General features: G+C 28.9%; 22 protein-coding genes. 15 read left to right on the forward strand and 7 right to left on the reverse strand.

The annotated features are described in order from the left end of the window. Positions 1-240 precede the first annotated feature (240 nt). On the forward strand, positions 241-855 hold the full coding sequence (locus ACTG45_RS03270) for a TetR/AcrR family transcriptional regulator (protein ID WP_479919809.1): 615 nt from the start codon (positions 241-243) through the stop codon (positions 853-855). A 312-nt stretch (positions 856-1,167) separates the two neighbouring features. Here the strand turns inward: ACTG45_RS03270 and ACTG45_RS03275 are convergent, their stop codons facing one another. The 4 genes from ACTG45_RS03275 to ACTG45_RS03290 form a co-directional block, all read right to left on the reverse strand. Further along, positions 1,168-1,323, reverse strand: coding sequence for a hypothetical protein (locus ACTG45_RS03275; protein WP_021383241.1), 156 nt, complete (start codon positions 1,321-1,323; stop codon positions 1,168-1,170). A gap of 208 nt (positions 1,324-1,531) precedes the next feature. Further along, the gene (locus ACTG45_RS03280) at positions 1,532-2,272 is read right to left on the reverse strand and encodes a CPBP family intramembrane glutamic endopeptidase (RefSeq protein WP_479919810.1); all 741 of its coding nucleotides are present in this window, start codon (positions 2,270-2,272) and stop codon (positions 1,532-1,534) included. 421 nt (positions 2,273-2,693) lie between these two features. Continuing rightward, positions 2,694-3,080 carry a VOC family protein gene (locus ACTG45_RS03285; RefSeq protein ID WP_479919811.1) on the reverse strand — a complete coding sequence of 129 codons (387 nt, stop codon included), beginning with the start codon at positions 3,078-3,080 and terminating at the stop codon, positions 2,694-2,696. A gap of 276 nt (positions 3,081-3,356) precedes the next feature. Beyond that, a complete protein-coding gene (locus ACTG45_RS03290) occupies positions 3,357-3,500 on the reverse strand; it encodes a hypothetical protein (protein ID WP_479919812.1) in 144 nt (47 codons plus the stop codon). 190 nt (positions 3,501-3,690) lie between these two features. Here ACTG45_RS03290 and ACTG45_RS03295 point away from each other — a divergent pair, with 190 nt between their 5' ends. The 3 genes from ACTG45_RS03295 (at position 3,691) to ACTG45_RS03305 (ending at position 6,358) form a co-directional block, all read left to right on the forward strand. Then, complete coding sequence (locus ACTG45_RS03295) at positions 3,691-4,155, forward strand: GyrI-like domain-containing protein (RefSeq protein WP_021383255.1); 465 nt, start codon at positions 3,691-3,693, stop codon at positions 4,153-4,155. Between the two features lie 446 nt (positions 4,156-4,601). Continuing rightward, positions 4,602-5,093 (forward strand): GNAT family N-acetyltransferase, encoded by a 492-nt coding sequence (locus tag ACTG45_RS03300; RefSeq protein ID WP_479919813.1) that lies wholly within the window; start codon positions 4,602-4,604, stop codon positions 5,091-5,093. A gap of 821 nt (positions 5,094-5,914) precedes the next feature. Next, the gene (locus ACTG45_RS03305) at positions 5,915-6,358 is read left to right on the forward strand and encodes a GNAT family N-acetyltransferase (protein WP_021383260.1); all 444 of its coding nucleotides are present in this window, start codon (positions 5,915-5,917) and stop codon (positions 6,356-6,358) included. 572 nt (positions 6,359-6,930) lie between these two features. Here ACTG45_RS03305 and ACTG45_RS03310 read toward each other — a convergent pair. Next, positions 6,931-7,371 carry a DUF3788 domain-containing protein gene (locus tag ACTG45_RS03310; protein ID WP_479919814.1) on the reverse strand — a complete coding sequence of 147 codons (441 nt, stop codon included), beginning with the start codon at positions 7,369-7,371 and terminating at the stop codon, positions 6,931-6,933. Between the two features lie 770 nt (positions 7,372-8,141). Between ACTG45_RS03310 and ACTG45_RS03315 the strand changes: the two genes are divergently transcribed. From ACTG45_RS03315 to ACTG45_RS03365, 11 genes are all read left to right on the forward strand, one after another. Further along, positions 8,142-9,476 carry a phosphoadenosine phosphosulfate reductase gene (locus tag ACTG45_RS03315; RefSeq protein ID WP_479919815.1) on the forward strand — a complete coding sequence of 445 codons (1,335 nt, stop codon included), beginning with the start codon at positions 8,142-8,144 and terminating at the stop codon, positions 9,474-9,476. Continuing rightward, entirely contained in the window at positions 9,473-10,009 is a 537-nt protein-coding gene (locus ACTG45_RS03320; RefSeq protein WP_021383256.1) for an IbrB-like domain-containing protein, read from the forward strand. The genes ACTG45_RS03315 and ACTG45_RS03320 overlap by 4 nt, the downstream gene beginning before the upstream one ends. Positions 10,010-10,602: 593 nt before the next feature. After that, positions 10,603-10,824, forward strand: coding sequence for a spore coat associated protein CotJA (locus tag ACTG45_RS03325; protein WP_479919816.1), 222 nt, complete (start codon positions 10,603-10,605; stop codon positions 10,822-10,824). Beyond that, positions 10,824-11,087: a spore coat protein CotJB gene (locus ACTG45_RS03330; RefSeq protein ID WP_021383284.1), complete on the forward strand. Its 264-nt coding sequence runs from the start codon at positions 10,824-10,826 to the stop codon at positions 11,085-11,087. The genes ACTG45_RS03325 and ACTG45_RS03330 overlap by 1 nt, the downstream gene beginning before the upstream one ends. 59 nt (positions 11,088-11,146) lie before the next feature. Then, positions 11,147-11,719, forward strand: coding sequence for a manganese catalase family protein (locus ACTG45_RS03335; RefSeq protein ID WP_021383276.1), 573 nt, complete (start codon positions 11,147-11,149; stop codon positions 11,717-11,719). Between the two features lie 825 nt (positions 11,720-12,544). After that, positions 12,545-14,122 (forward strand): ClC family H(+)/Cl(-) exchange transporter, encoded by a 1,578-nt coding sequence (locus ACTG45_RS03340; RefSeq protein WP_479918134.1) that lies wholly within the window; start codon positions 12,545-12,547, stop codon positions 14,120-14,122. Between the two features lie 221 nt (positions 14,123-14,343). After that, positions 14,344-15,093, forward strand: a complete 750-nt coding sequence (locus ACTG45_RS03345; protein ID WP_479918135.1) for a GNAT family N-acetyltransferase — start codon at positions 14,344-14,346, stop codon at positions 15,091-15,093. Between the two features lie 474 nt (positions 15,094-15,567). Next, on the forward strand, positions 15,568-16,575 hold the full coding sequence (locus tag ACTG45_RS03350; RefSeq protein ID WP_479918136.1) for a M56 family metallopeptidase: 1,008 nt from the start codon (positions 15,568-15,570) through the stop codon (positions 16,573-16,575). 298 nt (positions 16,576-16,873) lie between these two features. After that, a complete protein-coding gene (locus ACTG45_RS03355) occupies positions 16,874-17,443 on the forward strand; it encodes a GrpB family protein (protein WP_479919817.1) in 570 nt (189 codons plus the stop codon). A gap of 513 nt (positions 17,444-17,956) precedes the next feature. After that, the gene (locus ACTG45_RS03360; protein WP_479919818.1) at positions 17,957-18,334 is read left to right on the forward strand and encodes a BlaI/MecI/CopY family transcriptional regulator; all 378 of its coding nucleotides are present in this window, start codon (positions 17,957-17,959) and stop codon (positions 18,332-18,334) included. A gap of 12 nt (positions 18,335-18,346) precedes the next feature. After that, entirely contained in the window at positions 18,347-19,588 is a 1,242-nt protein-coding gene (locus tag ACTG45_RS03365) for a M56 family metallopeptidase (RefSeq protein WP_479919819.1), read from the forward strand. A gap of 641 nt (positions 19,589-20,229) precedes the next feature. Here the strand turns inward: ACTG45_RS03365 and ACTG45_RS03370 are convergent. Both ACTG45_RS03370 and ACTG45_RS03375 read right to left on the reverse strand, forming a co-directional pair. After that, positions 20,230-20,757, reverse strand: a complete 528-nt coding sequence (locus tag ACTG45_RS03370) for an ECF transporter S component (RefSeq protein ID WP_021383263.1) — start codon at positions 20,755-20,757, stop codon at positions 20,230-20,232. Positions 20,758-20,780: 23 nt separating this feature from the next. After that, positions 20,781-21,410, reverse strand: a complete 630-nt coding sequence (locus tag ACTG45_RS03375; protein ID WP_479918139.1) for a class I SAM-dependent methyltransferase — start codon at positions 21,408-21,410, stop codon at positions 20,781-20,783. Between the last annotated feature and the right edge of the window lie 260 nt (positions 21,411-21,670).

The following is a 21,670-nucleotide window of genomic DNA, read 5'->3' on the forward strand; positions in this document are numbered from 1 at the left end:
TTTTTAGGATATCCTAAAATGTATCCATTAAAGGCAAACTTTCCGCTCATGTTAAACATCTACTTCAAATTAATTTGCTTTTTTTATGAACACATTGTTGATTAATAATCTATATGTATATTATAATATTTATAATGCTTTATGCAATAAACAATAATATTTAAACTGTTAAGTAATGGACATTTACTAGAGAATTGTTAATTAAAGTTAAAAAATTTATATAGAATGAGGAAATAAGTCATGAAAAAAACATCTATTGATAGAAGAAAAATACGTACTAAAAAGATGATTAGGTCTGCTTTAGCAGAGTTAATAGACGAGAAAGGATTTAACAATATATCGGTTACTGACTTAACTCAGAGGGCAGATATAAATAGAGGAACTTTCTATTTGCACGATGTTGACAAGTATGACTTGTTAGAGAAGATTGAAAATGAAATCATACAGGAAATTGAAGAAGAGACTAAACATCTTGATTCAGTCAACATGATGAATCTAGATACCTCGAATGAGCCTCTTCCATTTATGGTAAAGCTTTTTGAATATTTTAGAGAAAATTCAGTAATTATTAAAGCGATTTTAGGTCCAAAGGGTGACCCTACTTTTGAAAGAAAAATAAAAAGATTTATTGGAAGTAATTTGTTTGAGAAACAAAAGATTAAAAATTTTAATATAGATGAGGCAGTAATTTCAGAAGAATATTTTATACAATATATACTTTCAGCAGACTTAGGTGTAATTCAACACTGGCTTGAAAAAAACATGAAAGAATCTCCTGAGGAAATGGCACTGATACTTGCTAGAATGTCGTTATTTGGTCCGTTAAGGGCAGTAGGTATTCGTAAAGATGTATAATAAATTTTAGATATTAAGTAAGTACACAAGGAGTTGATAAAATGGGTTTGTCTAGACTGTAATACAGAGTATGATAGAGACATAAATGCTAGTTATTACACTAAAAGAAGGATTAAGATTAGTGGGTATGGAACAGCCCGTAGAGCATATGAATTATTAGTGCAAAAATAATATCGAACAGGAATCTCCACCTTCAAATGTTACCAAAGGGAGTTAAGGTGAAGTGGTTCAACTCGTTGTTTGTACATTTATAGCTAGAAGTATGAGATAAATATATTAAACAATAAAATATAATTTATCAAGGATAAATTTTTATTTTTTTATGCTATTGTAGACATCTGGAATATATAGAGTTATGTATAATACAGCAAATAAAGTTGTCAGTAGAAAATCAAGGTCTAAAAGTAAACTGATTTCTATATCTATAAATAGACCTATTGTAAATTCTATAAATTTATTGAGTTTCAATTAAATCACCATCCTTTTATTTTTTACCTTCAATCTAGTCAAAAAAATATGTGTCCATAAAAATATAAAGAATAATTTGTAAATTTAGCATAAAGTTGTAGTTTGTAGGGTGACTCTAAAATCATATTCTAGCTTTATAATTTTATCATAAAAAAGTAGTTTATACTATGATTTTAACATTTATTATTTATCAAAAAAGTATTGTAATTTACATGTATGGCATCAAAATATAATTTATTACATAAGCTGTAAAATTATATATCATATGTAAAAAAATATTGTATTTAATATCTCTAGTTTCAATATAAATATATACCATTGATGCTGAAATAACTATTCTTGGAAGAATTGATATTAACAGTGATAGAGGTATATTAAATATAGGAAAACCACAACTAGAATAGTGCATAGTTAAAAAAAGTATAATATTGGCTACAACTGCAATGTTTTTTACAATAGGATTTTTCATATCTAGCAAGCTAGAGGCAATATTAAAAAATAGACCTCTAAATATTAATTCTTCTAAAAATGGAACATATGTAAAAGCAGCTATAAAAGTAATCATTCCAGAATTTGAATCAGAGCCATATCCCTCTGTTAATTTAGAAATAAAGATTGATGTTCCTATGGCAAATATTATTGATACCATTAGTAGTGATAATATAGTTGATATATGTTTTTTGTCATATTTGTTATATTTAAAGAAGCTTTTTAAAGAAAGTTTTTTATAAGTATTTTCTACTATGCTTTCATTATACATTTTAGCTAAGATTACTACTATTATAAAAGAAATTATAAAAGTTGAGATAGTTTTAATCATCTGATTTTGTATTGCACTGTTAATTGATTGAAAAGCTGAAGTAATAAAATACACAAAAGCTATGAGTAAAGATATTAATATCGCTATACAAAAGTTTATAAAATATTTTTTTACGTATGAAAGGTTCATAAATCCTCCTAAAAAAGTAATCATTTTAAGATTAATTTTAAAATGATTAACATTAAAATAAATAGTTATAGTATTAAAATAAATAGCTGTAGTATTAAAATAGTTGGCTATAGTGAAAAAATGATTAATTTTAAGATGAATAGCTATCATAAAATTATTGATGTGTGAAAAATTTTACCTATGATATAATGATATATTTAAATATCATGTATGTCTACATTAATATGAATAATCCCATTTTTTAGAGAGTAGTACATTTTTAGAAATTAGGTGATTTTTTTGTATTTAAAGATTCTGTTTTTTCTTTTATGGATATGAAAAGAGCCATTAATATTGATAGATTAATGGCTTATATTAAAATATTAAATTTGAATTTGTCTGAGTTACATTATATTTATTAGTTGTAGATTTTTTGTTTTGTCTATGTACTCAAATACCAAGTATACCCATACCTATCAAGTACTTCAGCAGCACCATCATTTTCATCTGGTGGTGGGTGAGGTAAAAAGTTTTGTACAAGTATACCACCCTCGGCAAGTTTTACAGATATTTCTTCAATTACTTCTCGAGATGGCAACACAACACAAATTGCCATGCCAGAAATTACAACAGGTTCTTCTGTGTCTGCACCCATTATACAACCATCATATTTTGTGAAAGTGACACTTGCATGCATAACAGGGTTGTTTGGGTTGTTGTTTAGTCTTGCAAATCGAGTTTTTCCACCTCCAAAAGCCTCAGCATAAAAGTTAAAAGCTTCTTCACAAGTATTATTAAATGTTAAATATGGAGTTAATATGGTTAACATCTCCTTCCCTTAGTACAAAATGTAAATAATTTATAGTTACAATTACTCTACAAATTAAGAATAACTAACATTAGTATATCAGAAATACTGATAACAAAGAAGAGAGTGTATGTTATTTTCCATATTAATGACTCATATTTTTCAGATAAATTGAAATTTATATTACTGAAAAAGAAAGTCTTGAATATTTGCAAAACCTTGATTATCGCAATAATAAACAGCTTGACTTGATTTATCATAAACTATTGAAGATTCTGCTATCCATTCGCCTTCACTTTATTTGATTGCTTCCAGTATCTCAAAGACTTTTTCTACAATCATACTAACTGATTCCGATAAAAGTTTATTTACTGTGCTATACATCTTGGAAGAAGTTCTTGTTCTGCCTTTCGTACTGTCAACAAGAGAAACGTCTGTCATAATTTGAAATTCACCTTGCTTAAGAGGAGAATAGACTAGTAGTATAAACAATGGGGAAGTTTGTAGACTTATAATGAGTAGTAAGAAGATATGAGGATATACTCTTATACAAATTGAATCGAAAAGTAGATAATGGTAAAATAAACTTAGAAAAAGCAATAATGCAGTTTATAAAAATGGAGGGATTATAATGGATATTCAAAAATGTGAAAAAGCTTCCTTTACTGTTATTGGGAAGGAAGGTTCTACTGCCGATGGTAAGGGATTTATCCAGCGACTTTGGGAAGATGCCAATTCCCATTTTAATGAAGTAGCTCATCTAGCCAAAAAGGATGATGATGGGAATATTTTAGGAGTATGGGGTGCAATGTCTGATTTTTCTCATTCGTTCAACCCATGGGAAAATGGATTTTCACAGGGTTTGTACCTTGCTGGAGTAGAATGTCTGGATGATGCAGAGCCACCGATTGGTTGGACAAAGTGGATTGTACCAAGCTATGAATATATCTATGTAGAAAATGAGGGTAATAATACTTTCCAAAATGTCATTTTGTATCTACATGAAAACAATATTACTCTTGCTGGCTCGGTACATGATTTTAATTGTCCTGTAACTGGCAAAGGATATATGTTTTTTCCGATACGCAGATTATAAGTAGACTTATATATGAAAGTAATGAGTGCTTTCGTTTACTTTGATTCGGTAAAACATTCATTTTATGCAGATTTGTAGATTTTTATACGAACAGTAATCCGAGCTTATAATCCGCTCTTTCACGGTTATCTGAATAAAAATATAATATAACTATAAAAAATAGTATTGGGTCCAAATTCTTTTTCGGCTTTATTATGGGTGTGACAATGCTGGTAACACTGATGAATAGGGCTTTTAAAATTTTCCCAGCTTGTATTTTTGAGGCGTTTGCAAGGTATGAACTATCCAGAATCCCGCCCAATTCCCGCCCAGATTTTATAAAGACTTAAAATACGATATAAGGATATGCAGGATAACTTGACAGATCCAACGTTTGAATTTAGAGTAAAAGAAAGAAGAGTGTTCGCCTTTGGCGGGTAAGACGAAGAAGAGGGTAGGTGAATAGAATGTTAGAACTAAGACTGCTAAACGATGGTGATATATCGTTAGTTGAAAATTGGCTGAATAGGGGACATGTGAAAAGGTGGTATGAAATACCGCATCTGGGTGTTTCAATTCGTGATTGGATATATGAACTGAAAGAGCGCAATGGAGAATTTCAATGGTTAACACATCTCATCGTACTGTCTCAAGGGTGCCCAATTGGGTTATGCCAATACTATAAATGTGAAGATAGTAAAGATGAGGATTTTGGAACAATGCCCATATCGGGTTCATACGGAATTGACTACCTGATAGGAGAAGAAGAGTATCTTAGAAAAGGTTTGGGTAAGGAAATGGTGACACTACTTGTGCGTAAAGTGTTTTCATTTCCAGATGCCAGAAGAATTACTGCTGACATTGACAGAGAGAATAAGGCATCAGAAAAAACGCTATTATCATGCGGCTTCGTATTATTAGACACTGAAAGTAGCCGTTATATTCTGTATAACAAATAGGCTGATTAAAAACTTGAAAATATGAACGCTTTATTGGAAAAAGGCACATATCTCATTTGCTGTTTTCAATAGTGGCAAGCAGGGTACAAAGGTACACACCGTTGCGCGTTTTCCTATTTTCCGCTTTGCGAAACTGTTCAAACTGCTTGCTGGGGAGTCCCCCAATCTCCCCAGCAAGGGCTGCCCCTGCTGCCCTGCGAATGCTCCACAAGTGGAGTGGCTACGTGCCCTTGCGGGCGCTGATATATTGCGGACAGTTGGACACTTGAAAATGGAGCATAAGAGGGCGTTTTTGTGCTCAAAATGATAAAGTGAATGGTAATATACAAAACATCTCAAAAATAAGCTTTTAACGTTCCGTAGCCACATGATTTATCGGCTGGAGAGTAAGACAAAAATCCCGCCCAATTCCCGCCCAACTTTACAAAACTATGCAGTGGGCACTTATGAGATAAAACATAGGTGATAAGCAAGAACGCCCATTTCATGCGGCTTTACAGCGTCTCATACAAGCAGTTATGCAGGTCTGTAAGGCGGATTTTCACGATTGTCTGAATAAAAAATAGCGTTTATTTTAGTATGTTATAGTTTTTAATATCGCTAGGAATGAGTATGAATATGGGTGTTCTTGTAATATTAGAAAACGGATAAAGTAATAAAGTAGTGCCAAATTAGCGACCGAATAAAATAACAGCTTGTGAGAAGCATTAAAGTGATATATTTTCATTTTACAAAACTGTATTAAAATCGTAGAATGAAACAAGTGTCAAGTGGTTAATGAATATTTGGCAAATACAGCTAATTAGTTTAGGGGGTATTCAATGGAAATTAAAATTGTAAATGAGGATAAAAAACAGTTTATTGATTTACTTTTGCTTGCTGATGAGCAAGAATCTATGATAGACAAATATCTTGAACGTGGAGAGCTGTTTACCTTGTATGATAATGAGTTGAAAAGCATATGTGTGGTCACAAGTGAAGGCTCTGATACGTGCGAGCTTAAAAATATAGCAACATACGAAAAGTGGCACGGTATGGGATATGGCAGTAAGCTTATTCAATATATTTCAGTATTTTACAAAGATAAATATAAAGAAATGCTTGTCGGAACGGGCGATATTCCTTCAATTATACAGTTTTATGAAAAAAATGGTTTTTACCTTTCTCATAGGATTGATAACTTTTTTATAGACAATTACGACCACCCTATATTTGAAAATGGGGTACAGCTTGTGGATATGGTTTACTTAAAAAAAGAGTTATAATTATGTTAATCTTATTGGTATAAGGAGCTGATACGAATACGGGTAATTCAATAGTAGCAAGCAGTACATGAGTATACACACTTGTGTATTTTGCTTGTTGAAGATATGCACCAAAAGTATATGAATACTACTTGAAGGGGAGGTTATGCTCCTAGATATTAGGTATTCATATTTGCAACATTAAAAGAATAGCTTGTGTTGCTTAAATGGCACTAATCCTACAACAATAACCTATGAGAAGTTATGAGACAAAAAAATTGAATTATCTAAAAAGCCTTATGCAATGCCGATTTGAGGAATGACTTATGATAAGTTATGTAACTATTTTATGGTAAGATACAGAGAGTTTACTATAAAAAATAAAATCGTCATAAAAAGTGTAGTATATCTATAAAAAGATGTTTAGATAATTAGATTTCAATGTTTTAGTTATGATAAGACTTATTATTTTACTGTAAAAAAATCAAATATAGATATACTAGTAGACAATATTACTAAAGTTTTTTATACTCCAAGTTTATAAACTAGAGGGAATAGATGGAATTGTGATATATCTGAAAGAAACCCTAAAATTAACTTTGCTTAGGTGGAGTTTTTTTTGCTCTTATATACTGAATAATGTCGAGTAAGTCTGCATATTCTAAAATACGATATTTAATCCAACCACCATTATTGCCACAAGGATAACGATTGACCCAGAGTTCTTTAGCTTTTGGTGTTAAGGCAACTAGCATTTTTTCCACTGCTGGAACTTGCTTGTCACCTATCTGAATCATAACAGTAAAGGCACCTTTTTCAAAGAATGCATAACATAGATGAAAAGATTTATGACTATATTTGTAGCCCCAACCATAATTGTTTCCAAAAGGAAATCGAAGTTCTTTTGATAAACTGTATTGAGTTTCAAGATAAGTTTCTAACTTGCATAGGCGTGTATACCCATCTTTACCTATGTATTCGATTATTTGAGATAAGCAAGGTTTATTATTTTTTTCAAGCATACGTTCATACATTAGATTTCACTCCTTAAACATATAATTTGTAATTAAAACTATTATCTTCTTAGACATATAATTCGTAATTAAAATTAGTATCTCCTTAGACATATAATTCGCAATTAAAACTATTATCTTCTTAGACATATAATTCGTAATTAAAATTAGTATCTCCTTAGACATATAATTCGCAATTAAAACTAGTATCTCCTTAGATATATAATTCGCAATCAAAACTATTATCTCCTTAGACACATAATTCGTAATCGAAACCAGTATCTCCTTAGACATATAATTTGCAATTAAAACTAATATCTTCTTAAATATATAATTTGTAATCAAAACTAGTATCTTTCATGATAATATTTATAGTATAAATTTAAGTCCTTGTTAAGCTTATAAGTAAGCCAAGGGCTATTTTTATATATATTTTCATAAAATATCTTATTTTTACTTTTAGTATAGCAAAGTAATTATGACAACAGTTTGTCATGTTTTGTAAGTCTTATACATGTAGTATGTATAAAATACAAAGTAGTTAATGTTAGCAGTTAATATTAATGGACAGAAAAGACGGAAAAAATATGATATTTATCTATGTTGGAAAATAATGTAAAATAGTGATAAAATATAGTTTATAATATAAAAGGAAAATTATATTATAATTATATGTATTTTATTGGAGCTGTGTATTTAAATACTGTAGAATTTATGTTAATTATTGCTAAAAATGCATAATACTACGTTGTAAGGTTTTATAAACTTCTAATTGAAAGGGGAGAATCCAAATGGATAAAAGATACTTAAAATCCAATGTGTTTGAAGCTTTTCAAGATAGACTTTCTTATATTTTCAGTGAATTTGATTATATCTATGTATCTTTTAGTGGAGGAAAAGATAGTGGCTTATTATTGAATTTAATTTTGGATTATAAGAGAAAGCATAATATAAGTTCCAAAATTGGAGTATTTCATCAAGATTTTGAGGCTCAATACAGTATGACAACTGAATATGTTGAAAAAACGTTTGACGAGAATATTGAAGATATTGAACCATATTGGGTATGTCTACCAATGGCTACAAGAACAGCTGTAGGAAATTATGAAATGTTTTGGTATCCGTGGGATGATGAGAAAGAAGAGCTATGGGTAAGAAAAATGCCAGTCAAAGAATACATAATAAATCAAGAAAATAACCCATTTGTCCATTATAAGTATAAGATGAGGCAAGAAAGTTTAGCAAAACAATTTGGCAGGTGGATGAGAGATAAGCAGAAAGGTGCAAAAGTTGTTTGTTTATTAGGAACAAGAGCGTCAGAATCTTTACAACGCTATTGTGCTATTGTAAATAAACAACATGGATATAAAGGAAAATGCTGGATAACTAAGGAATTTAAAAATGTCTGGACAGCATCTCCTATATATGATTGGGAGTTAGAAGATGTTTGGCTAGCTCACTATAAGTTCAACTATGATTACAATAAAATTTATGATTTGTTCTATAAAGCTGGAGTAGCTCCAAGAAAAATGAGAGTAGCATCTCCTTTTAATGATTCAGCGAAAGATAGCCTAAATTTATACAGGGTATTAGACCCAGATGTATGGATGAAATTGGTTGCTAGAGTGCAAGGAGTTAATTTTACTTCTATTTATGGAAAAACAAAAGCCATGGGGTATCGTAGTATTGCGTTGCCAGATGGACATACTTGGAAAAGTTTTACTCAATTTTTACTAGATACCTTACCTGAAAATATAAGAAATAGTTATATTAAGAAATTTACAACATCTATTGATTTTTGGCACAATAAAGGAGGAGGTTTGCCAAAAGTCGTTATACATGAATTGATAATGAAAGGATATGAAATAGAATTAAATGGAGTTTCAAATTATACAAAAGACCAAAAAATTAGAGTTAAATTTTTAGGTGATATACCTGATGATACAGATGATATTAAGTTTACTAAAGATATACCAAGTTGGAAAAGAATGTGTTATTGTATTTTAAAAAATGACCATATGTGTAAGTTTATGGGATTTAGCCCAACAAAAGAACAAAGAATTAGGACAGAGTATATTAAGAAAAAATATGAAAAAATTCATGAGATAGGAGTTAAGATGCTATGAAATATAAAAGTCCTGTATATGGAATCATCTCAGTACCAATTGAAAAGATAGAATCTAACGACTATAATCCCAACACCGTAGCCCCACCAGAAATGAAGTTGCTATATAAAAGTATTAAAGAGGATGGGTATACAATGCCAATTGTTTGTTATTATAATCAGGAAAAAGACAAGTATATTATTGTAGATGGTTTTCATCGCTATAGGATAATGCTTGAAAATAAGGATATATATGATAGAGAAAATGGACTTCTTCCTGTTTCAATAATTGATAAGTCTCTTGATGAGAGAATGGCAAGTACTATTCGACATAATCGTGCAAGGGGCTCACATAATGTGGATTTAATGAGTACTATTATAACTGAACTTTGTGAAATTGGAAAATCTGATGAATGGATATCAAAGCATCTAGGCATGGAGATTGATGAAATTCTTAGATTGAAGCAAATAACTGGATTAGCTTATTTGTTTAAGGATAAAGATTTTAGTAATTCGTGGATTCCATCTGATTTTGATTCTAGAGAAGAAAATTAAAAATACATATTAAAAATGAAGAGTTTTAACTATATATAAATACAGAGAAAGAGGCTGTCTCAAAATAGAGATAAGTCTCTTTTTTCATTGTTGCAATGATTAAAATATATTTGATTTCATACAAAAAAGGGTGCCTTATGAACTAAAAAGTTCATTTTGAGACCCTACTTTTTTATGTGTAGAAGTGTTAAAAAAATATTAAAATAGAAGTTTTAAGACTGTATATGATTAAAATAAAATTATAAAATTATAATTATTTTATAATTAATTTATGAAAAAGTGAAAATGGTATTAAAATGTATGTTTATATTGTTTTTAGGAATAAATAATCACATTTTGCTGACGAAATAATATTATATAGTAAATAGTAATTATATTGTAAAGAAGATATAAATTCTATATTAATTATTTTAAATAGATACTTATAAAAGATTAGTTAATTAGGTGAATTTTTAAAAATAAAATAAGAACAAAAAGATACCTATTTATTTTTATTAAAGGTCTATTAAAACTACTGATTATAATATAGCACAAGTATAGAATTATTAAAAATAATACTATTTTAAAATTTAAAAAATTAAGGAGGATAATTAGTGGAATATTTAAAAGATGATAGAGAAGATTATTGTTGTGAATTTGCTAGACCATATATCAATCGTCAAATTTATGATAAGACATACAATCCAGAAACAGCATTAAGAAGAGGTACTTTATTTCCTGAATTAGATTTGATAGAGTCAAATAACTATAATGATTGGCTATATGAAAATCCTAAAAATAGAGTTAGAGCTAAAAAAGGGGGTAAAATGTACTAATGCCATTAAATAGAAGAGAACTTTTAGAGAGAATTTCAGAATATCAATTTGCTTGTATAGAATTAAATTTATATTTGGATAACAATCCGAGAGATGAGGAAGCTCTTGATTCATACAGTAGATACTGCGATAAATTTACACAAGCTGTATGTGATTATGAGTCTAGATATGGAGCATTAACTAATTTTGGGTATGAATCAAGTGAATATCCTTGGTCATGGATATCTGAACCTTGGCCATGGGATAAGTCATTTTATAAATAAAATTATACAGTATTAAAATTAGATTTATTATTAAATATATTAAGGAGGAGTAATATAATATGTGGATTTATCAAAAAACACTGGAACATCCAGTTAACATAAGACAAGCAGACCCTAGAATGGCAAAATATATAATGACTCAGTTGGGAGGCCCTAATGGTGAGCTAGCTGCTGCAACTAGATATCTTCAGCAAAGATATACTATGCCAACTGGAAAATCTCGTGCACTTTTAACTGATATAGGAACAGAAGAAATGGCTCATGTTGAAATAATTTCTTCAATGTTATATCAATTAATAAGTAGTTGTACTCCAGAAGAACTTAAGGCTGCTGGACTTGGAACTAATTACGCTACTTTTGGACATGGTCTTCAACCAGTAGATTCTAACGGAGTAAACTTTACTACAAGCTATATCAATGTCTTTGGCGATGCAGTAACTGATTTACATGAGGATATGGCTGCTGAACAAAAAGCATTGGCTACGTACTATCAATTAATAAATTTAACTGATGACCCTGATTTAAAAGATATATTGAGATTTTTAGGTCAAAGGGAAGTAGTACATTATCAAAGATTTGGTGAAGCACTAATGGATGTTTACGAATTTACAGAGTGTAAGCATCAGTTTTAATAAAATAGAAACAGTAAAAATTAGAGATAAAGGCTTGAATTGATTGCCTTTATCTCTAATTTTTTATTATTTAAATATACTAAAAGAAAGGTTAGGGCTAATAAGACTTTAAAATAAATAACTTATGTGAGAACTGTAGGAACTACGGGGATAGCCTGTGGAGAGTTGGTGAGACATATTTTAGTATGTAAAATTCTATGAAGCAGGAACCCTGTACTTTAGTCATGGGAGGTTCAGGGTGGAATTGAGAGAGAAGTGAAATGTACTATTTCTAATTCATTAGGATTTGGGGGTCATAATGCTACCATTTGTATAAAGAAGTTTGAAGAATAGTAGTAAGAAGAAGTGAAGTTAAAATAAAAGATTGAAGAGTTAGAGTAAAAAAGGTCAAAATTAAAATAAAAGAAGCAAAATTAAAACGAAAGAAGAAAGAGTTAAGACAAAAAAGAAAGCGTTAAAGCAAAAAAAGAAAGAATTAAAACAAAAAAAGAAAGAGTTAAGACAAAAAAAGAAAGAGTTAAGACAAAAAAAGAAAGAATTAAAACAAAAAAGAAAGTATTAAGACAAAAAAGAACATAAATTATAGCTGACAGATGTAAGTCTTATATCATTCTTTCCTTTATTTTTCCAAAAATGTATTGTATTATTTATTCAGTAGTAAATACAATGAAATCATATATCAATAATCATTTAGTGTTTGCATTATAGTATCATTAGTTATATTTATTAAATATAATGAGTAAGTAATAAAGTAATCTATATTTAGTAAATTAAAAGCTATATTTGCTGATATTGTACAGAATTATTGGGAGAAGGAGGAAGAGCATGAAAAAGGATACATCTCATGTTATCAAACGGGCAGAGAACTTTCAGGTAATTTTAATTGGAGAAGGACTGATGGTTGGTGCTGTGGCTGGTTTGATTGTACTTTTATATAGGATACTTTTGGGGCAGGCTGGTATATGGCTCAGTCAAATCTTAAAGTTTGTAGAAGGTTCCACAGTAAAAATAATAGCTTGGTTTGCAGTGCTTGCACTACTTGCTTGGATTGTATCAAAGTTGGTGGACTTAGAACCGATGATTTCTGGAAGTGGTATTCCTCAGCTTGAGGGAGAAATGACAGGAAAAATCAAACAAGTATGGTGGCGTGTGTTGCCAACAAAATTTATTGGAGGATTTTTGGCACTTATGGGTGGTCTTGCATTAGGTAGAGAAGGGCCTTCTATTCAACTTGGTGCTATGGCAGGGAAAGGTATCTCTAGAGCACTTGACCGAGGTAAGACAGAGGAAAAGTTTTTGCTGACTTGTGGGGCAAGTGCTGGATTGTCAGCAGCATTTCATGCACCACTGGCAGGGGTTATGTTTTCACTGGAAGAAGTGCATAAGAACTTTTCAGTATCTGTTTTAATTTCTGTTATGACAGCATCTTTGACAGCAGACTATATCTCAGCTAATTTTCTAGGTATGGAGTCTGTGTTCCAGTTTGACATCGGGCATGTATTGCCACAGAATTATTATGGATTAATAGTGATTCTAGGTGTTATTCTTGGAGTTATGGGAGCATTTTATAACTGGTTTACTCTATATGTGCAGTCTTTATATAAAAAGATTCCTAAAATCGGTACATTTGGTAAACTGTTGATTCCATTCACTATGGCTGGTGTTCTTGGACTTATGATGCCTCAAGTGCTGGGAAGTGGGCACAATTTGGTGGAGGCACTTACAAGTCATGAATATCTTTTTGGAATGGTTGTTTTGATTTTTGTAGTACGTTTTATATTTTCGGCTGTAAGTTTTGGCTCAGGTGCACCAGGGGGTATCTTTTTTCCGTTGCTTGTGTTAGGAGCATTTATAGGTGGAATATTTGGAATGATAGGTGTGAAGGTTTTTGGAATGGACCCTGATTATATAAATAACTTTGTTCTTTTGGCTATGGCAGGATATTTTACAGCTATTGTACGTGCTCCTTTGACTGGTATCATATTGATTTTTGAAATGACAGGTTCTGTTAGCCAAATGCTTTCACTTTCTATAATTTCGATTGTGGCATATATTGTGGCTACTCTTATGAAGTCAAAACCTATTTATGAAAGTCTTTTAGAGCGATTACTTGAGAAAAATGGAGAACCTGCTTCTAAAGAGAGGGGAGAAAAGATATTAGACCAGTTTTCGGTTATGTTTGGCTCTCCTGTTGCCAACAAGAAGATTCAGGATATACAATGGCCAGAGAATTGTCTTTTGGTAGCTATTCAAAGAGGTGGTGAAGAGATTATCCCTAGAGGAAAAACTGTTCTTAAGCCAAGTGATGTGATTGTGACTATGACAGATGAGAGAGACAGTGGTGTTGTGTATGATAGGATGGAAAATTTGTGTAAAGAGAATACGTCACATATTTATAGATAAGTAATGATGTTGGATTTAGGCAAGTGTCAATGAGTGATTGATAAGAAATAAAAATGTGAATGTTTTAGATGTAGGTAGAAGAATTTGAAAAAATAAGTTAATTGAATATGTGTATTAATGAAATTATATGGACTAATGTATATTTATATTCTGTGAAAAGCTACAATAATGCAATTTATTGAACTGGAAAAATTAAATTTTGAAAAAAGGAAGATTTAAATATGTGTGATGAATTTGTAAACGTAACAGAAGAAAATCTTGCCAATGAACATTTATGTTGTATTATCCGTATCAGAAAGCCACATCAAGGTATTGAAGCCAAAAAGCAATGGATTTCTGAACGATTAAGAGAAGGGCATACCTTTAGAAAATTAAATGTCAAAGGTACTGTATTTATTGAGTATGCACCTGTTGAGACTGCATGGGTTCCTATTACTGGTGATAACTATTACTATATCTATTGCTTGTGGGTCTTGGGTGATTATAAAGGAAAAGGGTATGCGAAATCGTTAATGGAGTATTGTGTGGCAGATGCTAAAGAGAATGGGAAATCTGGTATTTGTATGCTTGGAGCAAAAAAACAAAAAGCATGGCTTTCAGACCAAGCATTTGCGAAAAAATTTGGATTTGAGGTAGTTGATAGTACTGATAGCGGATATGAACTACTTGCACTTTCTTTTGATGGAACAACACCAGCGTTCAAGCAAAATGCAAAATCGTGTGAAATTGAGAGTGAGAAACTAACCATCTATTATGATATGCAATGTCCTTTTATCTATCAAAATATTGAAATATTAAAAGAGTATTGCACGACACATGATGTTCCAGCTTCATTTATTGAGATAGATACATTACAAAAAGCAAAGGAATTACCTTGTGTTTTTAATAACTTCGCATTATTTTATAAAGGAAAATTTGAAACAGTGAATTTATTAGATGTTGCTCATTTGAAAAAAATACTAAAGAAATGATGGAGTTACATAGAAAAATTTGAAGATTTGAAAGAAAGTTATGGTGAGTGATAGAAATATTATATTTCTAATTTTATATAATAGATTGTTTTTATAGGAAGTATATTGTATTTTGGAAGTATATTTATTATTAGGTATTTTTGTAATAATAGTAATGAAACTAAAAGGCTACAAACAGAAATAGTGCAGGTACAAGTTTGTAGCCAAGTAATGTTCTTTTTGTTGTGGTTGCGGAAGTCTTTAGATTTTCCGCTATGTTTGTGTGTAGGCAAATGCCTGGATTATGTTATCACTCAAAACAATACTATTAATAAGAGTTGTGTTAAAAATCATATAATTTTAATTTAGAGTATTCATTTTTTTAATCTCTTAAAATAAGAGATAATTTTTTGGGAAGTCAAATATTTTACATATAAGATTGACTTATATTGACATATTTAGTTATTCTAGATTTAAAAGAAGAGAGGTGGCTATATGAATTTAATTTTGAATGACATTCTTAGGACTGTTGTATTAAGTGGTTTATGTATAGTTATCCTATTGAGTTTTAGAATGACTATATTTAAAAGGTTTAGTAAAAGATTTAATTATTATATTTGGTTGATTGTAATTATTAAGTTATTACTGCCATTTACATACTATACTTTTACGTTTAATAGACAAGAATACAAATATACTATTAATAAGGTATATTTAGAAAATATTAATAATCTTCTCACTTCGAAAAATAGCATTTTATTTTTTATTTGGATTACTAGTATAATAATATATTTAGTTTATATTAGTTGGAAATACGTTAAGGTTAAAATTTTAATAAATGATTTATCCTATGATGTGGAGGATAAAGAGATAAAAAATCTTTATGAGAATTTATTAAAGGAACTTAGTATAAATAAAAAGATACAGCTTAAATACTCCTATGAAGTTGAGACTCCGGTGTTTTTTAATTCAAGTGTGATTTTACCACCTTATGATTATACTTTAAAAGAGTTGGATTGGATATTTAGACATGAGCTTATGCATTTTAAGAGCAAAGACCTTTATATTAAGTATTTGGTGTTGTTTTTAAAATGTGTTTATTGGTTTAATCCTTTTATATATGTAATGGAGAAGTTTATAGATTTGGATTGTGAGCTTTATTGTGATGAAAGGGTTTTAAAGAATCGTACTATAGAGGAGAGACAGGATTACGCATTAACTATAATAAATGCAATGAGGAAAGGTTCAAGTCATTCAAATAAGTTTGTAGCTGGATTACATAAGGAGTCGGATATTAGAAAAAGAGTATCTAGTATGTTTAATGAAAGGTGTAGAAGTGGTATTTTGATGGTGGTAATTTTATGTTTGTTATCTTCTATTACATATTTTAAATTTGATATAATTAGTTACACGCAATTAAATTATCCACTACATAAACAGTCGCCTATTGAGAATAATAATCAGAGCTTAAAGTATTTAGGAACTGTTAATACAGATGAGTAATATAAAATTTAAATAATAGTAGAAAAAATTTATAATCAGTTTTTTATACATTAAGTAGTGAAGAGGATGTATTTATTAATCTATTACATAAATTAAGTAAATTTGATTGTAAAGAGCAAAGGATTTTATTTTTATATGTAATAATGTAAATCATATTTTTGGGAATTCTTTTGGATTATAGTATTTTAGTGGATACACTTACTATAATAAATTATTATATATAAGTATGCTAGTTATAGTAATTGAATAGATAAAGATAGTATTTAAAATAATTAGTTTAAAGGAGAAAAATTGACTTATGAAAAAGCAATTGGAAGATATGACTTTAGAGGAATTATGGGAGTTGTTCCCAATCGTCTTGACTGCTCATAAGGATTGTTGGAAAGATTGGTTTAAGGAAGAAGAATTCAGGTTAAATGAGGTATTACCTATGCAAAATATTGTTAGAATAAGTCATATTGGAAGTACTTCTGTGAGTACAATCTATGCCAAACCAATTGTTGATATACTGATTGAGATAATAAAAGATTGTAGTATGAAACAGATTAAAGAATTAATTGAGTCAATGGGATATATTTGTATGTCTGAGAGTAGTAGCAGGGTTTCACTTAATAAAGGTTATACAATAGATGGTTTTGAAGAAAGAGTTTTTCATTTGCATATAAGATATGTAGGTGATAATGATGAGTTGTTTTTTAGAGATTATTTAATTGACAATCCAAGTGTTGCTAAAGAGTATGAAGAACTTAAGTTAAACCTATGGAAGAAGCATGAGCATAATCGTGATGCTTATACAGATAGTAAGTCGGATTTTATTAAAGAAATTACTGAAAGGGCAAAAGTATTGTATTCTAATAGATACAGTTAGAAATTTATTTATATATTTTTTAATTAGGTAATTTATTGATTTTTAATGTGTGTTAAGTTATATAAAGATATAGAAATAGAGTTTATTAGATTGTATAAGATTACATAAAAAGGGAAGTTATATTGTTTAGATTATGTGAATTTAAATCAAAAATGGTAATGAGATTGATTAGACTATATAAACTTAAATAAAAAAGGGCAATGAGATTGACTAAGTTATATAAATTTAAACTAAAAAGGGCAATCAGATTGATTGCCCTTTTTCTTTTATTAACAGCTTTTAAATTAAAAGTTCTGAAAAGTTGTTTCATTTTATAAATGAGTTTTGATATATTAGAAGCTCTAGAATTGCAAGGATATGGTATAGTATATCAGTATTGAAATAAGAAAAATTAAATATATCATAAAGTACAGAATACAAAAAGTAGCAATTTTTGTTTTATTTATTTGTATTAATATAATATTTATATATTGACCTTTAGACAAATGTCTAATAAAATAAAGTTAAAGGTGTGTGATTATATTGAAGAAAATACCAAAGTCTGAATTGTTAGTTATGAATTTTATCTGGGATAAAGATATGGATAAGATACCTGCGAGAGAAGTAGCTCATTTTATGGAAGAATGTCATGAATGGACAAAAGGGACTACAGGCAAAGTTCTTTCTAGATTGAGCGACAAAGGATTTTTAGAATTTGAAAAAGATGGTAGAAATACCATATATACTGTTAAGATTAAGCGTGAAGAGTATTTGAAGTTTGAAACGAAAGATTTCTTTGAATTTATGCATAAGAATTCTATGCATAGCTTTATTTCATCATTAGGTTGCGAAAATGAAATATCAGATGACGATATAAAAGAGCTTGAGAAATGGATAAAAAAAAGAAAATAGGAGAAGTATCTTATGGAACTTTTTATCGAGATTGTAAAATTAAATATTTATATGAGTATACCAATTCTTTTGTTTATTTTATTTACTAAAAAAGTAAATAGATATGCTTGTAAGTTTTATTACTTAATGTGTATCTTAATAATATTTAGACTGTTATTTATATCTAAAATAAATCTAAATATATTGACTATCAATAGTAACACAATTAAGAATTATAAACATAGTATTGATAGTTATATATCATATGGTTATAGTATTAATCTAGATATATTTATGTATATTTGGATGCTAGGTATTGTATTAATAGCTTTTCATTATTTAAAAGCTAATTTTAAATTTTATAGTTATGTAGAAAATTTGCAAGAAGAAGTTTTAGATGAAAATATCATTAATGTCTTAAATGAACAAGTAAAAAAATTAAATATAAATAGAACATTTAAAGTATATAGAGTGAAAGGGATTTATTCCCCAGCTATTATAGGATTAAGAAATTATAAAATAATAATTCCAGAAAAAGAATATAGCAATAGGCAATTAAATTTTATCTTTAGACATGAACTGGTTCATTATAAAAGGAAAGATAATTTGTTTAGAGCTATGGTTAGTCTTGTATGTACAATACACTGGTTTAATCCAATTTGTTATTTATTAAAGAAACAATTTAATGAATTATGTGAATTATCTTGTGATGAAATTGTGATTGATGAATATAACTCAAGTGAAATCGAGGAATATGCATATCTAATATTAGATACAATAAAGTATAAAAAAACATTAAGGTATTCAGTATATGCATCTCAATTTCGAAATGAAAAAAATATTACTTTAAAAAAGAGGTTGAATTGTATGTTTAATAAAGATAAAAAGAAAATTAATTTAGGTTTTAAACTTTTATTAACTTTTATAATAATCGGGTCTATGTTTTCTATTAACGCTAATTCTGAACAGAATGAGGATATATTAGGAGATACTGATGTTAATATTAGCTATAATAAAAATGGAGAAACATATGGTCCATCTATAATAGATTCAAATGGAAATTCAATTGAACCAGAGCTTATAGCAGCAATAGGATTAGGAAAGAAATTAGGGTATGTAAAGAAAAGGGATTTGTATGATTGTGATAATCAACCAAAAACACCAGAAGAAGCCGTTGCTTATACAAGAAAAAGAAATCTAAGTATATTTAAAAGAAGCATACCTCTTTATGATAAAGAAGGTGTAAAAATTATAGGAAGGTTTAGAATTAATTAAAAGAAAAAAGTGTATGCTCAAATGAATTTTGATAAAAATAATTTTAAAATAGGATATGAATATGAAAGAAATACTTATATGTTAATTAAAGAACTTGGATACTTTATAATTGGCTACATTTCAAATAAAAAATAGATTATGATGTTAATTATTTCAAATAAAAATATTATAGATTTAATATTAGAACTTAATGGGTGAATAGATTTATATGTGGGGATAGGATATAAAGCGGTTTGACAAATATCTTAACAAATCAAAAGATGTTATGAATATGAAAAAAGCAGTTAATTTAGTAGTTTTTGATTTATAAATATAAAATAAAAAGGAGATGTCTCAAAATACAAATTTGTATCATCTCCTTTTTCAAAATCTAGGATTTTAGCTATCTAAGGTTGTATAATAATATATTGATAAATACATTGTCAATGGTAGTATTAAGCCACTTTTTAAGTAGTAAAGTACAATGATGTACCACAAAACCTTTTTAAATAGCCATTTAGCATTTTCAATCCTAATTTATTAGATATATTCTTAAATTGTAGAGGAAGGCAATTACTTATAACTCCATAAAATACACACCTATAAATTTATCTATATTGGATATTCTACAAACATATTAATTTACTTCCTATAAACTCACTTTATTTTCCTTGAGTTAATACCTTTCTTATCTCAACATTATTAGACGTAAACTTGATTAGTATTGGTATAAATATCAACTGAACTAACATACCTGGAATAGCTTGTACTATGTTTCCAAAAACAAATATTAAAGGACTTACTTGAGGTGCTATTGTAAGCGAAACTATAAATGCACCTACAACTGCAAATAACCTACCAACTAACATTGCACCTATAAGGCTTAAATAAATTTTATTACTCTTAGAAAATAAAATCCCTGTTACTAATCCATAACCACAAAGCTCAAAAACCATTATAGGCATTACTGGAACTAAAGGTGGCATACCTGTCATAACACCACTTAATATAGGTGTAATTATTCCCACTATCGCCCCATAACTTGGACCTAATAAAAATCCAGCTATTAATACAGGAATATGCATAGGTAAAAATATAGGACCTGCTAAATTAAACGTATGGAAAAACATAGGTAGTATAATTCCAAATGCTATGAATATACCAGATAAAATCATTTTTTTAGTTTTCATGGAAATCCCCCTAATATAATTATTTATTTCTTTATTACTATGTAATAAATTTCATCATTTTCAAAAGCTTGTTCAACATCCAAGCCTATTTCCTCAAATAATTTTCTTTGTTTATCTATAGGTATGAGTCTATCCTCACTAACACTTTCATCAACGTCTTTATGCATATTGTTTAAAAACTCTCTGCTGTTTGAATGAGCGATTATAAGCTTACCATTTTTCTTTAAATTGTTTTTTACTAGCGACTTTATAGTCATAGTTTTGTTTTGAAGATGTGGAAACATTGAATATAAAATTATTTTGTCATATCTATCATCTATTGTGTCTTTTTCTACATCTGTTATTTCAAAAGATACATTTTTATAGTTTTTAAATTTGTCACTTGCTACTTCAAGCATTCCCTTTGAGATATCTACTCCTTTTATATATCCATTAGGATTTAGATTTGTCAAAAATGGTATTAATACTCCTGTTCCTGTACCTACATCAAGTATCTTATCTTTATCTTTTATACCTATCTTTGACAAAAGAGTATTTATCTTTCCTTCATTTACTTCTATTCTATTGTCCCAATCCTTTGCTATTTGGTCAAAAAACTCTTTTTGATTCATCATATAGCCCCCTTTCATTATACCCAAAACCCTATAATACATTATTTTTCATGTCGCAAATATTTAATCCATTGGACACAAAAAAAGCCATGAAGATTCTATAAACCTTCATGGTTTTGGTTTTAAAATTTATATTTTTAGTATAATTATAGTAACACTTATCTATATTTGTCAATGAATATTTAGTATATTTATAAACTTTAATTTTATTAATAATTAAAGTTTGAAATACTTTGTTTTTGGGGCAAGGAAAATAAAATATTAGTTGTGTCTTTTCATTGGAATAGGCAATTAATTTGTTG

It is taken from the genome of Clostridioides sp. LIBA-7602 (genome assembly GCF_056688945.1).